Source organism: Bacillus infantis (genome assembly GCF_020171945.1).
GTDB lineage: Bacteria > Bacillota > Bacilli > Bacillales > Cytobacillaceae > Bacillus_AB > Bacillus_AB infantis_A.
The window spans coordinates 177971-193245 of the sequence record NZ_JAIVAP010000008.1; the positions used below are offsets into that span (position 1 = coordinate 177971).

At 44.4% G+C, this 15275-nt stretch carries 13 protein-coding genes; 4 read left to right on the forward strand and 9 right to left on the reverse strand.

From position 1 onward, the window contains the following. Nucleotides 1-6 precede the first annotated feature (6 nt). The 3 genes from LCM00_RS13420 to LCM00_RS13430 form a co-directional block, all read right to left on the reverse strand. On the reverse strand, nt 7-735 hold the full coding sequence (locus LCM00_RS13420) for a FadR/GntR family transcriptional regulator (RefSeq protein ID WP_224902742.1): 729 nt from the start codon (nt 733-735) through the stop codon (nt 7-9). 179 nt (nt 736-914) lie between these two features. After that, nucleotides 915-2876, reverse strand: a complete 1962-nt coding sequence (locus tag LCM00_RS13425; RefSeq protein ID WP_455768450.1) for a TRAP transporter permease — start codon at nt 2874-2876, stop codon at nt 915-917. 23 nt (nt 2877-2899) lie between these two features. Further along, a complete protein-coding gene (locus LCM00_RS13430; RefSeq protein ID WP_224902785.1) occupies nt 2900-3916 on the reverse strand; it encodes a TAXI family TRAP transporter solute-binding subunit in 1017 nt (338 codons plus the stop codon). A gap of 358 nt (nt 3917-4274) precedes the next feature. Between LCM00_RS13430 and LCM00_RS13435 the strand changes: the two genes are divergently transcribed. Next, nucleotides 4275-5516 (forward strand): helix-turn-helix domain-containing protein, encoded by a 1242-nt coding sequence (locus LCM00_RS13435; RefSeq protein WP_224902746.1) that lies wholly within the window; start codon nt 4275-4277, stop codon nt 5514-5516. Next, nucleotides 5513-5665, forward strand: coding sequence for a hypothetical protein (locus tag LCM00_RS13440; protein WP_224902748.1), 153 nt, complete (start codon nt 5513-5515; stop codon nt 5663-5665). The genes LCM00_RS13435 and LCM00_RS13440 overlap by 4 nt, the downstream gene beginning before the upstream one ends. A gap of 121 nt (nt 5666-5786) precedes the next feature. On the opposite strand, the gene LCM00_RS13445 is transcribed toward LCM00_RS13440, so the two are convergent. Further along, nucleotides 5787-7436, reverse strand: a complete 1650-nt coding sequence (locus tag LCM00_RS13445; RefSeq protein ID WP_224902751.1) for a M4 family metallopeptidase — start codon at nt 7434-7436, stop codon at nt 5787-5789. A gap of 494 nt (nt 7437-7930) precedes the next feature. Between LCM00_RS13445 and LCM00_RS13450 the strand changes: the two genes are divergently transcribed. Beyond that, entirely contained in the window at nt 7931-8590 is a 660-nt protein-coding gene (locus LCM00_RS13450; protein WP_224902754.1) for a hypothetical protein, read from the forward strand. 80 nt (nt 8591-8670) lie between these two features. On the opposite strand, the gene LCM00_RS13455 is transcribed toward LCM00_RS13450, so the two are convergent. Beyond that, a complete protein-coding gene (locus LCM00_RS13455; RefSeq protein WP_224902757.1) occupies nt 8671-9225 on the reverse strand; it encodes a 3D domain-containing protein in 555 nt (184 codons plus the stop codon). A gap of 481 nt (nt 9226-9706) precedes the next feature. Next, nucleotides 9707-9946 (reverse strand): hypothetical protein, encoded by a 240-nt coding sequence (locus LCM00_RS13460; RefSeq protein WP_224902760.1) that lies wholly within the window; start codon nt 9944-9946, stop codon nt 9707-9709. 237 nt (nt 9947-10183) lie between these two features. Between LCM00_RS13460 and LCM00_RS13465 the strand changes: the two genes are divergently transcribed. Then, a complete protein-coding gene (locus tag LCM00_RS13465; RefSeq protein WP_224902762.1) occupies nt 10184-11656 on the forward strand; it encodes an S-layer homology domain-containing protein in 1473 nt (490 codons plus the stop codon). Between the two features lie 48 nt (nt 11657-11704). Here the strand turns inward: LCM00_RS13465 and LCM00_RS13470 are convergent, their stop codons facing one another. From LCM00_RS13470 to LCM00_RS13480, 3 genes are read right to left on the reverse strand one after another with little or no spacing between them, the layout of a single operon-like run. After that, on the reverse strand, nt 11705-12649 hold the full coding sequence (locus LCM00_RS13470) for a polysaccharide deacetylase family protein (protein ID WP_224902764.1): 945 nt from the start codon (nt 12647-12649) through the stop codon (nt 11705-11707). Beyond that, on the reverse strand, nt 12646-13995 hold the full coding sequence (locus LCM00_RS13475) for a glycosyltransferase family 2 protein (RefSeq protein WP_224902766.1): 1350 nt from the start codon (nt 13993-13995) through the stop codon (nt 12646-12648). The genes LCM00_RS13470 and LCM00_RS13475 overlap by 4 nt, the downstream gene beginning before the upstream one ends. Next, nucleotides 13992-14825, reverse strand: a complete 834-nt coding sequence (locus LCM00_RS13480) for a glycoside hydrolase family 16 protein (RefSeq protein WP_224902768.1) — start codon at nt 14823-14825, stop codon at nt 13992-13994. Before LCM00_RS13480 ends, LCM00_RS13475 begins: the two co-directional genes overlap by 4 nt. Nucleotides 14826-15275: the final 450 nt, after the last annotated feature.

Here is a 15275-nt window from a genome sequence, read left to right on the forward strand (position 1 = left end):
TTTCGCCTATTCCATATGCTCGCTCAGCGGCTCAATCCGCTCGTCACCGAGCTTGATGCGGGCATTGATCAGATGGCGCTTCATATAATAGGCCGCTGCCTTATCATTCTGTTCCATGATTGCTTCATAGATTTTCAAGTGCTCCTCATAAACCTGTTTTCTCTTTCTGGCCCTTCCGATATTCTGCTTCAGGGAAAAATTGAGCGAGCGCTGGTAAAGCTCCCGGAGGCTTTCAACCGATTGCAGCAGGAACGGATTATGGGACGCTTTCACTATTTCATGGTGAAACTGAAAGTCGGCTTCCGACCCGATGGATTGGTCGTCCTCCATTTTTGCTGCAAATGCATCAAGTGCATCCTTTATTTTTCCCACTTCCTCTGATGTAGCCCTCAAAGCCGCAAATGCGGCTGCTTCAGTTTCCACAACCGTCCTCATCTCCAGCAGGTCATACACCTGGTAAATCGATATCATTTCAAAAGTGACTGAATCCAGCATGCTCACGAGATTCACCTCGCGGACATAGCTGCCGCCGCCCTGCCTTGATTCCACAAGCCCGCCTGCCTCGAGCACCCTTAAAGCCTCCCTGATCGGCGAACGGCTGACTCCAAACATTTTTGCCAGCTCATTCTCTGACGGCAGCTTGCTGTCTGCCGGAAATTCCTTTTCCTTTATCATCCTTTTCAGCTCGTCCAAAATTTGCGCTGAAACCTTCTTTCTTTCAATCGGAGTAATCATGTAAGCGCTCCCTTTTTTTATTAAAAAAATAGACCGAAAATTAACTTGTAATACAAGTATACAACAAACTGATTCCTATTCAAATAAAAGTTCGACAATTCAAAAAAAATAATTGCCCGTGCCAGGCACCGTCCGTGGACAAATGTCCATTTCAGGTGCCTGGCACGGGCAGCTTCTGTTTATGCTGGTACTCCAAATGAGCTGTTCTTTTTAATCCTGACAAGGTGGAATATGACGGCTGCCGAGCAGATGGCAAGACCGGTGATATCTGTGATCAAGCCAGGCTTGATCAGCAGGAGTGCACCTGCCAGGAAGAAGATCCTTTCAACGAGTGACAGCTTTCCGAACAGATAGTTTCCGAGTGAGCTTGCCAGGGCGTAAATCCCAATGGTGCTTGTAATCACAACCAGAATTACAGACAGGATAGAAACGGTCTCCCCTTCGGCTGACGGCTGAAGCAAAAGGATAGGGTTGTAGGCAATCATAAACGGAATGATGAATCCCGGAAGCGAAATCCGGAGCGCCTCCCACGAAGTTTTCATAGCATTTGCGCCTGCCAGGCCTGCCGCTGTGTAAGAAGCGAGGGCAACCGGCGGCGTGATATTCGATAATGCTCCAAACCAGAAAACAAAGAAGTGGGCAGCGATTGGGTTGATGCCTGCTTCCACAAGCGCCGGGGCAGCTGTCACTGCTACGACAATATACAGAGCCGTGGATGGCAGCCCCATGCTCAGTACGATGCATGTCAGCATAACAACAATCAGGATGAGCCATAAAGCCCCGCCAGTCAGCTCGACAATATTGTAGGCAAGCGTAGATCCAACCCCTGTCATCGTTACAACGCAGATGATGATGCCGATGGCGGCACAGGCGATGCCGACCTGGATCGTTCCTTTTCCGCCTTCAATGAACGCTTCGATGGTCTTTTTAAAAGTGATCCTTGAAGACTTATCGCGGGTCAGCCAGCTTGCCACAATAACAGAACCGATCCCTGCAAAACCGGCAAACAATGCCGTTTTCCCGGCAAGCAGTGTTCCAATAACCACAATAATCGGGATAAGCAGGACACCGCGGTCCTTTAATATCTGCACGACGTTCGGGATGTTTTCCTTTGAAATTCCCTTAAGGCCCTGCTTCTTTGCTTCAAGGTCAATGGCAAAGATGAGCGCTATATAATAGAGGAAGCTCGGAATAATGGCGGCAAGTATGACCGTTGTATATGAAATGCCAAGGAATCCGGCCATGATGAAGGCCGCTGCCCCCATGATCGGCGGCATGATCATCCCGCCAGTTGACGCCGCTGCCTCAACCGCTCCGGCAAATTTCGGCTTCAGGCCGATCGATTTCATCAAGGGAATGGTAAAAGCTCCAGTAGTGGCTACATTGGCAACCGCCGAGCCGCTCAGCGAGCCTGTCAATGCACTTGAAATGACGGCAACCTGTGCTGGTCCGCCCCTCTTCCTCCCGGCAATTGCAAGCGCCAGGTCATTGAAAAGCTGGGTCGCGCCACTTACAGAAAGGAATGCGCCAAACAGGATGAACATGACAATAAAGGTTGAAGCCGTAGAAAGGGTCAACCCCAGGACGCCTTCGGTAGTCATGTACAGGCGGTACAGCAGACGCTCCAGGGAGAAGCCCGCATGTCCGAAGATCCAAGGAAAATATGTGCCAAATAAAGCATAGACGATGGCAATGAGGCAGAGTACCGGGATGAATATCCCTACCGCCCGCCTTGCAGCTTCAAGCAGGACAATGATCGTGATTCCTGCGAATATATAATCCACCAGGATCGGCTGTGATCCGCGGTCCACATGGATGGTTGTATAATTCAGCAGCAGATAGCCGAGCCCTGCAACAGCGAGCAGAATAAAAAGATAGTCTGACGCGCCGAACCGGTCCTTCCTTGACTTTTCACCTGCAGGATAAAAGAAAAATGTGAGAATCAATAGCAGCCCAAGGAAAATCAGATTGCGGTAGATTTCCTGTATATTGGACAAACCGTTTGTATAGATGGCAAATACGGAAAACAGGACGGCGACTGCAGCGGCAATTTTCCGGTAAGGGCCGGAAAGCGAGCGCACACCTCCGCCAGCCTCCTTATCCAATGCCGCCGGTGCAGCAGTAGTCGGTTCGGATTTCATCATGGTCATTCCTCCATTCACATTTATTTTGCTTCAGGCGGTATTAGCTCCTCTGGTATATCGACGCCTGCTTCTTTAAAATAGCGGTATGCTCCGGCATGGAGCGGCACTGTCACCCCATCCAAAGCCGTTTCAAGTGTCATGTTTTTCGCCGAGCTGTGCACTTCGTACATTTCATCCAGGTTTACATATAAAGTCTTTGTCAAAAGATAGATGGTGTCCTCATCCATTTCCCTGGTCGTCGACAGCAGATTAGGCTGGGCAATCGTCTGGATATCCTTATCCACACGCGGATATGTGCCGGCAGGAATGGTAAAGCGGTACCAGCTGTTGGAAACAGCATTGATCTTCTCCATCTGCTCATCTGTCACTTCGAGGACGGATGCTTTCACATTGCTGGCATACATATCCGTAACAGCGGAAATCGGGATGCCGGCAGGCAGTGAGCCACCATCAAGGCGTCCATCGCGCATGGCTGAAACAGTATCGCTGTATCCAAGGTACTCAGGGGAAATATTCTTTTTCGTCAGATTCAGGCCTTCCATCATGACAAGGGTCGACTGCTCCGTACCGCTTGCCTGCGGACCGACAGAAAAGCTTGTCCCATCGATGTCTTCAATTGTGCCGGTCTTTACCTTATTGTCCATCAGCACAAAATGCTCGACATTCGGCCAAAGCATGGCGATTGTGCGCAGATCCTCATAGCGCTTGCCCTCAAATGTGCTTTTTCCCTCATATGCCTGGGTGGAAATCAGACCCTGCAGTATGGCAAGCTGTGCTTCCCCATCCCGCAGCAATTCAATATTCTCAATAGAACCTGCAGAAGACTGGCCGCTCGCCTGCACTTTCTCATCCTTCAAATGGCTGCTCCAGACATTCGCCATCCCAACCCCGATCGGATAATAGGTCCCGCCCGTCGAAGCCGTTGCAACAGAAACAAAGGTCTTGTCCTTATTGCCCTCCGCCGTTCGCACTCCCACTACAGCCGCAGCCGCCAGGATGACGATAGAAATAATCGCTTTCCATTTCTTGCTCACCAACAAACATCAGCCTCCTCAATATGTAAGCGCTTCAAAACTTGTATTACAAGTATACAATATTACAAGAAATATTCAAAGAAAATTCACAAAATTAAAAAGACACTTTCTCCACCTAGTTTAGCTGCTATGTCCTCAGCCGCAGTGTCGCCGCAGTGTCAGGCACCATAAATCAAAAAATTTTCCCAACTTTATGTAATTGTAACTTTCTTCCTGTTGATGTATGATAGTGCCAAAGACCCACACACCTCTATTAATCCGCATCCTGTCATTAATCAAACGTTTGATTAATAGAATATTCTTACACTTAATCCCTATTGCTGGTATACTATTCCTACGGGAAAAGTAGGAGGTAAAAAGCATGAGAATCGGAGCGCTTATACAGTATTACCGTACAAAAAAAGGGATGACCCAAAGGGAATTGGCCCATGGTGTCTGCTCCATCTCCCACCTTAGCAAAATAGAAAACAACTCAAAAGAAGCCCATGATGGCACGATCGACTTGCTGCTGAAGAAGCTTGGCATCACTTTACAGCAGGCAGAAGATAAACAGGAACAGATCGAGAGCATGATCGAGGATCTTACCGCCAAGCTTATCTACTATCAGAAGGAACAGGCTGAAGAAGCTTTCCACACCCTGTATAAAGCAGAAGAGCTGATCACCTTTACTCCGTACATAAACTACTATTCTCTCTGGAAATACCGCTATCTTATCTTCATCGGCGATATAAAAGGGGCAGCGGCCCAAAGAGAGCATCTAAGCAAAATAAAAAAGAATTTTTCCCAACATGAAACCTATTTATACAGCTACTTCAATGCGTTATCTTTAATACAGACAGGTCGGCTGGAAAAAGCAGACAAAATCCTCAGCACTCTGATTGATGATAAAGTGAAGCAAAGCGCCATCGGGGCTGGTGATTTGTTTTACCATTACGGACTTGTCAAAAGCATGAAGGAAGAGTCAGGGGCAGCCGTCCACTATGGAAAGAAAGCACTGGGTCACTTTTCGGACCAGTTCAATTTCAAGCGGATTCTCCATACCCTGATGCTGCTGGGGATCAATTATACACATTCCGGCATTTATCATGAGGCAGCCGAATGCTTCAGGCATCTGCTCCGGAACATTGAGGCACTGCAGATTGAAGCAGCCCTGCTGCCGCAGATCTACCATAATATGGGCTATCTGTACAGAAGAACAAATGACCTGAAGAAGGCCTCATTGTATTACAAAAAAAGCCTGGACCTTCATCCGATTGAGTCGTCCTACTATTTGGTCAGTCTGTATTCTTATGCCGAGACCCTTTATAAGTTCGGCGACAATGACAGCAAAACGCATTTTGAAAGACTGAAACTGCTTGCACAAAAAGCCGGCTCCAGGAAGTATGAACTGATGTCACATTATTATCTCACCAGTTTTGCGGATGAAAGCAAGGCTTTGGAGTTTTTGCAGGAAAGGCTTCTGCCTTTTCTTGAAAAGACCGATGAGCACGAGAATGAGCTGCAGGAATTCTATGAGATGCTTGCAAGGCATCTGATTCAAAATGGCGAGTATGAAAAGGCCATCCAATATATCTCAAAGTACAGGGAGGAATTACAATTATGAAGAAAAAATACTTATTTCTGCTGATTGCCGCTTTTGGTTTCCTGGTTCATTACAGTGATGCCGCTCCCCCGGACGCCAAAAGCTCATTTGCTGCATCTGAAACTCCTGATGACCGTCCCATCCAGCCTCCTTTGAAGGAAGACAGCTGATATCTCCTTCACTATTTTCCCCTCGCATACCCCTCAAGTCACAGGAAAAGAGCTGCTTCTCACTGGAAGCAGCTCTCTTCTGTTTAAAAGCGGCCCATTGCCACCTCTCAAAAATTGGCTTTTAATAGATTCCTACATTGTCCCAGGCTGTTCTCACCGCATTATATGCAGAGCTTCCGCTTCCATATAAATCTGCGGCAGACTGCAGGAGCGCTGCACGTGCATAGCTGAAATTGCTCGTCGGCGTCAGATAGACAGTCAGGGCGCGGTAGTAGATTTTTTCGGCCTGAGCCTTGCCAATGCTGCTGATCGTATAATATGCAGCCTTATTCGGGATTCCGCTGTTGATATGGACACCGCCATTGTCGGAGCTTGTGTTCACATACTGGTTCATATGCTCAGGCTGCCCGTACAATGTCGGGTTGGACAAGCTGCGGAGGGCATCGCCGGAACGTCCAGGTGTGTACACATCCTCACCCATCAGGAAGTCGCCTGGATCAAGGAAATATCCAAACACATCAGAGAAGGACTCGTTCAGTGCCCCGGACTGATACTGGTACTGAAGGTTGGCTGTCCTCTCAGTGACTGCGTGGGTGATTTCATGGGCCACTACATCCAGGGCACCGGACAGAGATGTAAATTGGGAGCCATCACCATCTCCATACACCATCTGCGAGCCGTTCCAGAACGCATTGTTATAGCGTGATCCGTAATGAACCGTTGATCGGATGGTAGCCCCGTTATTATCGAAGCTGTTGCGGTTATGCGTATTTTTATAATAATCATAGACTTTTCCTGCATAATAGTGGGCATCCACATCTGCCCTTTGATTGGTGGCAGTCCATGCATTATTGCTGTCAGCGGAACGCGAGCCTGGCAGGGAAGATCTGTTATTGGCAGTAAAGGTCTCAATGACTCCATTCATCGGCTTTGTGACATCATATAAGTAATAAGTTCCGCTTGAAGAGTAAGTATTCAATGTTTTGCTGTCGCCGAGCACGCCGGTGCCTGTTCCTGAAGCTGCTGCATCTGCCACAGCATTATAGGCCTCAACGATATTGCCGTTCTTCGCATCGACGAAGATCTGCCAGTTCGCCCCATACGGCTCTATGAACTGCAGCTGGACCTTATAAGCGAGAGTGTACACCCCGCTCTTTTCATGGATGACAAGGTCATTTTTCACATGCGTATTTTTCACTTCACTCTTTTTGCCGGCTTTCTCAATGTCAGCGGGCACAGCCTGATCGCTGCCTTTTGTATCCTCTTCTGTCAGATTGATATTTTTCCAGGCAAGATCAGCCGCTTCTTTTTTACTGATTGAAGGCTTTGTGTCTGTCACCTTTTCGGAAGCATCTTCATATAATTGCCCGGTCGCTGCCGTTACATCATTATTTTTATCTGTATGCACCCGGAAGATTGCTCCCTCTACCGGCACTCCATTGATAGCCTGAGAGAATTTATAATGCACCATCCCAAGATCATCTGTCTGGGTCTCGAGCAATGTCAGCTCCTTGGCAGCATCCACCTTGAAAAGATCTTTATTTTCCTGGATGAATTGCTTGACCTCATTTTGATTTTTAATCTTCTTTTTTGAGAGCTTCCCTGTTATGAACTTAGGGGCATGCTTGCCTTTTTCGGCCTGCTTTTGCTTAAGCTCCATCCCGTCCTGCATTTTTTCTGAAGGAGATAGACCGAAGGCAGTGGCTGCCGGAAATGCGGCACTGAAGGCTAAGGAAGTACCGAGTACGATTGCTGTTAACTTTTTTGGCATAGAATTATCCCCTTTTCAGCTATTATTTAGGACCAGCTAATCCATTGCTACACGTGTTAGGGATAATTCTAGTCTCGAAAGTGCCTGCCAGCAATCAACCAATATACCCAGCAGCAAGTTCTTTGCTGATAATGATTGTTTTCTTAATAAGAGGGCAAAAAGTTTCCCAATCTCTGAAAACGCCAATATTCCATAAAGGTAACATTTTGCACACAAAAAAGAGAGTTTATAGGTAAATAATTGGATCGGTATAAAAATGAATTGTTTCGTTCAAATTACTCTCTATTTTTTTCCCAATTTCACTTTAGCTGATCTGGGAATTAGATGGAAAAATTAGAGGTTAAGAGGATTAGGTATAATGGATTAGTAAAACTTTCTTTTTGTCATACTAAAGAAACATTTCTGTAACATTTGAAAAATAACTCCCTCCAAATGGAAACCTTCTTCCTCTTCATATCGTCTAAATAAGCGAAATAAGTAAAGGAGGAGTTATAATGTCGAAAAAATATGCTTTATTGTTCATGACACTGTTTTTAACTGCCGCTGGTGCATTTTATTATGAAGGAGCTCCACAAGATGTCAAAGCTACAGAAGAGAAGCCTTCTGCTAATACAGAGACTGATGCAGAAACTGATGGAAGCAAGACTACAGGCATAGCTAAAGAAAGTGATGAATCTGAAGTAAAAGCAGAGGAAAAATCAGAAGCCGCTTCATCTGCTCCTGACAATCCTGACAATAAAAATACTGAACAAAAGGCAGCAGATCAGCAGCAGCAAACGGCCCAAAAGGAAGATACGATCATAATCGATGGCAGGGTATATGAAAATATTATGGATGAGGAAAAATTTGCACATATGAGCGGAGTGGCTTCCAGGCATGGAGCAATCCTGTATGCCCTGCCTGAAACTGATATGTTTGTCATAGTAAAAAATGGTGAAATAATTGTCCAGATGAGCACAGGAATAAAATCATCTTCAACAGAGTATGCAGGCATCTTGTCAGAACTATTTTCTGCAGGATTTGATGAGTATAAAAAAATCCAGGAGAATATCTTATTTGCTGCAGAAACAAATGCAAATGTGAGAGTGGATTTTGGAGATTATATTGCCTATTCCATCACGGTGGCTGAAGGAAGAATAAGAGTAACGTGGTAATAGAGGTTAGATTAAGAGTTTGAAAAGCTTACTAAGATAAATGCAAAAGGGTGCCCGTTTAGAAGGCACCCTTTTTTATATTATTTGTAAACCTTGATTTTAATAGTTTTGCTGCCCCACTGAAGTGCTTTCTGTCTGCTTGGGATAAATACATCAATTTTATTTCCTTTAACTGAAGATCCTTTGTCAGCGGCGATTGCTTCACCATATCCTGGTACAAATACCTTTGTGCCAAGTGGAATCACTTTTGGATCCACAGAGATTGCCTTGATCCCCGGGTTCTTTTTCAGGTTCAATCCGGTTGCTGTAATCCCGCTGCAGCCTTTGCAGCTGGCGGTATAGGCAGTTGCCTTCACTGTAATTTCCTTATATGCCCTTGCTTTTGATGCGGACACAGATTTTACTGCTGTTTTAGCTGAGGAAGAGACTTTCAAAACCTGGTTTATTTTTATTGTGTTAGAGGTAAGGTTATTTAAAGATTTGATTTGCTGAACAGTAATATTATGTTTCTTAGAAATCCCCCAAAGGGTATCTCCTTTTTTTACCTGATATGTATTTCCAGAGGCGAAAGCTGCGTTTGAGAATCCAAAAACTAGGAAGGTACATGCTGAGATATAAAGTAGTAGTTTCTTCAAATCGTATTCTCCTTTAACTTCTTTCTAAGGTACATATTAGCAGTTAAAGATAACAGGAGTATTTCAAAGGTTTACTATTTATATTACAAAATTATTATTAATCTTGGTTTCTCTGTAATATAAATTATATAATTCCAACAGGTTGGGAAAAAAATATTTTTTTATTATACAGAGAGTTTCATTTATGGTAAAATTAATCATTATAACCAGCATTTCTCTATCGACAATGTTCGACATAAATAGCTATAATTCGTACATAATAAGTTTTTGGATTGGTAAGCCATAATTCTTATTCTCAAAACACCAGGGGACTGAACCTTGGTGTTTTTGCTTTTTTCAGGCAGATCAGCACGCTGTTTGCCCATATTGATATCACTAAATAGCCGTCCGGAAGGTGATCTTTAACCTTTCGGACGGCTTTGTTTTTTCATACCCATATGGATCAAAGCACATTAACAGGAATCAGGTTTACTCTTAAGCTTTAAAATAGTTTTCCAGGCTTAAGTCTTCCTTTGATGATCAGCTTTTCGCGCTTACTGTCCCTCCACAGATCAGCTGCCAGCACGAGAATTAATCCGATCATTAGCTTCAGCCCCTTGCCGTCCGCTAATTCAAAAACTAGGGACATCATGCCGTCAGCAAGGAGCGTAGTGAATAGTGAAACCCCAAGAAAACATAAATAGATGACTATCGCCACTTCAGCTAAGGCCAGCGCTCTCATTCTGCTATAACCTCCCGTATAAAAATTACAATAACGAGTTACCCCTATGCAAGGGACTTAAAACTCATGAATGACAGGTAAAAGAATAATGCCACTAAGGTGAAGCTATTAATAAATCACTCTGAATGATTTTCGCCAGGTGGATTCTTTTAATAAATTTCGACAAAATCCGGGAGGTGCCTGTCACCGCCATTTATGTTAAAGTAAGAAGATGGAAATTATGATAGGAGGATGCTTATGAGGAAATTAAGGTTGACAGCGGCGGCGCTTGCTGTGTTTGGTTCGGCTGCACTGTTTTCGGGAACTAGTTCTGAAGCGGCTGATAATGGGGTTTCAGGAAAATGCCATTATGAGCAGCAGCAGGGAGTGAACCCTGACTTCCGGACCATGAACTGCCTTTTGACAGAGACAGCTTTGAAGTATGATGTCCCTCCTGAAATTGTCAAGGCAGTTGCTGAAGGTGAAAGCAAGAATTGGAAACAGTTTGACAGCAGCGGGAATGCTATTATTACTGCAGATAACGGCATTGGAGTCATGCAAATTACGAATCAGTCAAACTATGATACTGAACGCTTAAAAACGGATGTGCTTTATAATATCCAGGCAGGAACGGAAATCCTGGACCGCATGTTTGAAAGATCTGACCTTCCGGCAATAAATGGCGGTGAGCGGGATTACCTTGAAAACTGGTATTTTGCAATTATGGCTTACAATGGAATTAAACCAGTCAACAGCCCTATTATTCAAGCAACCGGGCAGCCAAACAGGGAAGCCTATCAGGAAAAGATTATGAGAATAATAGAGGAACTGGGGCTGATCAGGCTGGCTGATCTCCCTTTCAAGACTGCCGACTTTGAATATGACAGCAATAGCTCCAATAACATAACTTTCAAAACCGAGAGCTTTGACTTTGATCTGCCTTTGACTAAAACAAAGCATAAGTTTCTGGACGGACAGACTGCGGCTGTGACTGAATCTGTCAAGATGCGCACTGCACCTACGACAGACAGCAGTGTAAAAGCAACCCTGAACAATGGTGAGAGAGTGACAATTGAAGGCCCGTTTGTCTATGAAGAAAATGCCTCTAAAAAGAACCACTTCGTCTGGTATCCTGTGAAAAGAAGTGATGGCACAACAGGCTACACAGCTTCCAGCTATTTAGAATTCAAGTTTAAAGATGTTCCTGCTGCCCATTACGCTGAAGACGAAATCTATTATCTGACAGACCGTAATATTTTAAGAGGCGTCAGCACATCCAGCTTTGGCCTGAAGCAGAATCTGACACGCTGGCAGGCCGTCCTGCTCCTTGTGCGCGCAAATGATGTTTCACTTTCAGGCAGACCTGATCCCGGATTTAAAGATGTCCCGGCAAACTATAAATATTACAGCGAGATTGCGGCTGCGGTTGATGAGGGAATCTTTGCCGGTGTAACCAAAACAGAATTCAAGCCTGATGCCGAGCTTACAAGGGCGGAAATGGCTGTACTGCTCCAGCGTTTGTATAATTTCACAGCGCCTGCCTCTGATCATCCTTTTACAGATGTAAAATCAGGAGAATGGTACTCTGATGCAATCAGCAGAATATATGCTGCAGGTATTACAGGAGGAGTAACAGAAACCAGATTCAGTCCATCCTCAAAGGTCACAAGAGAGCAATTCGCTGTCTTTTTGACCCGGTCTATGAATCCAGCTTTCAGAGTGAATAACTAAGAGAAACAATGCGGGCTGCCAAGATGGCAGCCCGCATTGTTTCTCTAGTTATGGTTTAACATACTCCTTGAATTCTTCTAATGTTGTTTCCGCTACTACTGGCAGCCTCGGTATTTCATATATCCGGTCGCCCCTCTCTGCCGCCTTTTTCTCAACAGTAAATGCCATTCGGAAACCAAGCTTGATGATGCTATTTACTGTTTCCGGAGAATATTCACCATAAGGATAAGCAAATGCCTGTTTCCTGCCTTCCAATTGACGGAGGCTTGTCATCAAATCTTTTTCAATCTGATTTGCCGGCTTTGTCAAAAGATAAGAAGCATCTTGATTAAAACGGTTTTTCTCCCTTTGATGGAGATTATAGGTATGGCTCTGATACTCGAAGACATCACACCCTTTTTCTATTTCATGCAGGCTCAGATACTGGATTCCCCCCGGCACATAAGGATGGAGCTTGCTTGTCACATACCCGGTAATGATAAAGCTGACGGCTGTGAAGTTGTATTTTTTTAAAATCGGATAAGCTTCTATATAGTTATCCTTATAGCCATCATCAAAGGTAATGACAACGCTCTTAGCAGGAACATCCTTTTTTCTTGCCAAAAAATCATATAGCTCAGATAAGGTCAAAGCTGTATAGCCTTCCTCCTGTAAATAGGCCATTTGCTTTTCAAAATCTTCCTTTAGTACAACCATTGGATTCAGTTTACCTTTAACATAATGGCTGTCTGACAGATTCTCCCTGCTGACAATATGGTGGTACGACAAGACAGGAACCTTAACCGCGGCATCCGCCTCATTTGAAAACTCCCTTTTTATGCTGTCCGGGCCGCATGCACCAAGACCGAAAGACCGGTCTGCCGGATATAATCCTTGATGTTCGACTGCCAGAATATCATACTCATCAACTACAAAACTGAAGCCTGATACCATCAGAATTATTAACACCAGGAATCCAAAAGCGAATGCTCCCTTTGCTGCCTTTATGCTCACGCCTTCTCTGCCCCTTTCCATGCAAGTTTTCCAGACCTTTCAAGCTTATTCCAGCTTTTAGATTTATGAAAAAAGGACACTGTCCCATAAGCGACAAATATTAGATTCATAATGCGGTAGAACAATATATCCGCCGGCAGAAAGATAAGGATCCTGAGTATATCCCTTTTCCGAAAAGTGACTCCATGCAGATGGCTGATAAACAATGTTGTAAAAAATTGGTAGATATACAGGAAGACGGCTCCTGAGCCGAGCATGAGCACAAGCAGAAGCTGATCCTGATTCAACAGCAGCATGGCTGGTATGGCAAGCATCGGAAAAGCATTCAATGTTCCGACGAGAAACTGGTCAAATAAAAAGACAATGGAAAAGCCAAAAGGCAGCTTGCGAAAAAAAGACTTCCGGTATTGGATCAGGCAGTCAATAAAGCCTTTCTGCCAGCGGACCCTTTGCTTGAACATATCCCTGAGCGTACTGGGGCATTCAGTATAACAGACGGCTGATGGGACGTAAGATATTCTGTGGACACAGCCATGTTCTTTGATGAGCTTCTGGATCTTAAGGGTAATATCCATATCCTCGCCAATCGTTTCCCGAAAACCGCCAATTTCAAATAGGACTTCACGGCGGAATGCTCCAAAGGCTCCTGCTATGACCGTCATGGCTCCGAGTGATGCCTGGGCCCGCTTATGAAGATAAAACGCGGTTAAATATTGGAGAAACTGAAATTTTATGATTCCTTTCAGCTTAAAGGTAGGTTTAAGATGATGGACGTGCCCGCTGAAAGCCTGTGCGATGAGGACATTTCCGCCGCAGGCAATGATGCTTGGCTCTTGGAATTCTGCATTCATTTCAGAAAGGCTGTTCCTCTCCAATATGCTGTCTGCATCAAGTGTAACAACAATGTCATTATGGCTGAAGTTGATCCCTGCATTCAGGGCATCTGATTTACCGCCATTCCGCTTATCAATGACATAAATATTGGAATACCTTTCTGATTGGAAAACTGCTGTTATTTCTTTATGCTCCAATTTCCTTGGAAAGGCTCTCCTGCATGGCACCAGGGACAATAGATCAGTCAGCATGCCAATTGTTTGATCGGTTGAACCATCATTTACAATAATCAGCTCAGATTCCTGATGCCTCAGGCCGCAATACCCGATGATACAGGACTCGAGAACTTTTTCTTCGTTAAAAGCCGGCACTATAACGGAAAAGCTGTACATCTGCCTGACATCCTTGCGCTTTTTTTTCTCTTCCTTGAATAAAGGGATTAAAATATACAGGGACTGCATAAGAACAAAGGCAAAAAAGACGATGAAAGATGCATACAGCAGTATGATCACTGGGCTTTCCCTCCTTGTTGATATACCCGGACATAGTCAATCAGCAATTCCTTGGGATAATCCTCCTGCGGATCAGGAGGCCCCGGCCAATTGCCTCCAACAGCAGTATTCAAATACAAGTACAGCGGAGTGTCGGGAGAGTATTTCTCCGTTTTAAAAATGGGCTTTCCATCTACCGTCCATACAATCCTTCCCGGTTCCCATATAATGCCATAAACATGGAATCCTTCAGAAAAATCTGTCTCGCTGGTCAGTTGACTGTAATCTCTTCTTTGCTTGCCGTTTTCATCCTTCCAATGAACGACAAAATATAGTTCTTTCGGGTTTTGCCCGATATTTTCCATAATATCAATCTCAGGCAGCCAATCCTCATCAGAATTGACAAGCCAGAATGCTGGAAAAATTCCTCTCCCTTTCGGAAGCTTTGCTCTTATTTCAATTTTTCCATATGTAAATTCAAACTTATTCTCAGTGGTAACAGCTCCGGAAGTATAGCTCCTTCCCTTATAAGGCTCCTTCCTGCTGGAGATAACCAGCAAGTCATCACGGACATCAATATTTTCAGGAAGATAATACTGCCATTCACCATTTTTCTCTGAGGGCCAGTTCTGCGGGGTCCATTTGATCAGGGAAGCCTCACTGTGAAATTCATCATTCCAAACAAGATTCCACCCGCCCTCTTCTTCGTTTTTATTTACAGCTGCGGGAGGTACCTTAGCTATGCTTTCTGTACTCTTCCTAAGAGGCATCTCTCTTGCCTGGAGATTCTCCCCAAAATATTCACTTCCCGTAACAGTAAGCAATAGGCAAAGCAGAATTAAGGCTTTCATGAGAACTCCCCCTTATCGTTGATTATAAAGTTACATTTTGTAATTTATTAAGAACGAAACAAGCATAAAAAAAGACCCGCAAAATTGTCACGAAGTGTTCTCTACAAAGAACAACTTTGTTTTATAATAACAGACATTCTGACATCCGTCTACTCAAACACGCAACAATCTGAAATGGACTCTCCCTATTTCTGCAGACACTTCAAAAATTTTAATATCCATACAACAAAAACGGCATGGCCCTTGAGCCATACCGTTTTTGTTTCTGGTATTTTTTCTGCATTCATGAAGCAATCAGGCATATTGGAAATTCGACAAAATTCGGGAGGTACCTGTGCTCGACCCCCTTATAATGGACAAATAGACCATCATAATTCGGTGATATACTAACATATAAGGGGGAATTAAAATGAACAAGCCTACTCGTAAAAGACACCTTGATCCCGATAT

Excerpts from the sequence above, each read along its gene's own strand:
- LCM00_RS13420 (WP_224902742.1), bottom strand. The coding sequence starts at position 735 with ATGATTACTCCGATTGAAAGAAAGAAGGTTTCAGCGCAAATTTTGGAC.
- LCM00_RS13480 (WP_224902768.1), bottom strand. The coding sequence starts at position 14,825 with ATGAAAGCCTTAATTCTGCTTTGCCTATTGCTTACTGTTACGGGAAGT.
- LCM00_RS13450 (WP_224902754.1), top strand. The coding sequence starts at position 7,931 with ATGTCGAAAAAATATGCTTTATTGTTCATGACACTGTTTTTAACTGCC.
- LCM00_RS13445 (WP_224902751.1), bottom strand. The coding sequence starts at position 7,436 with ATGCCAAAAAAGTTAACAGCAATCGTACTCGGTACTTCCTTAGCCTTC.
- LCM00_RS13425 (WP_455768450.1), bottom strand. The coding sequence starts at position 2,876 with ATGAAATCCGAACCGACTACTGCTGCACCGGCGGCATTGGATAAGGAG.
- LCM00_RS13435 (WP_224902746.1), top strand. The coding sequence starts at position 4,275 with ATGAGAATCGGAGCGCTTATACAGTATTACCGTACAAAAAAAGGGATG.
- LCM00_RS13440 (WP_224902748.1), top strand. The coding sequence starts at position 5,513 with ATGAAGAAAAAATACTTATTTCTGCTGATTGCCGCTTTTGGTTTCCTG.
- LCM00_RS13465 (WP_224902762.1), top strand. The coding sequence starts at position 10,184 with ATGAGGAAATTAAGGTTGACAGCGGCGGCGCTTGCTGTGTTTGGTTCG.
- LCM00_RS13460 (WP_224902760.1), bottom strand. The coding sequence starts at position 9,946 with ATGAGAGCGCTGGCCTTAGCTGAAGTGGCGATAGTCATCTATTTATGT.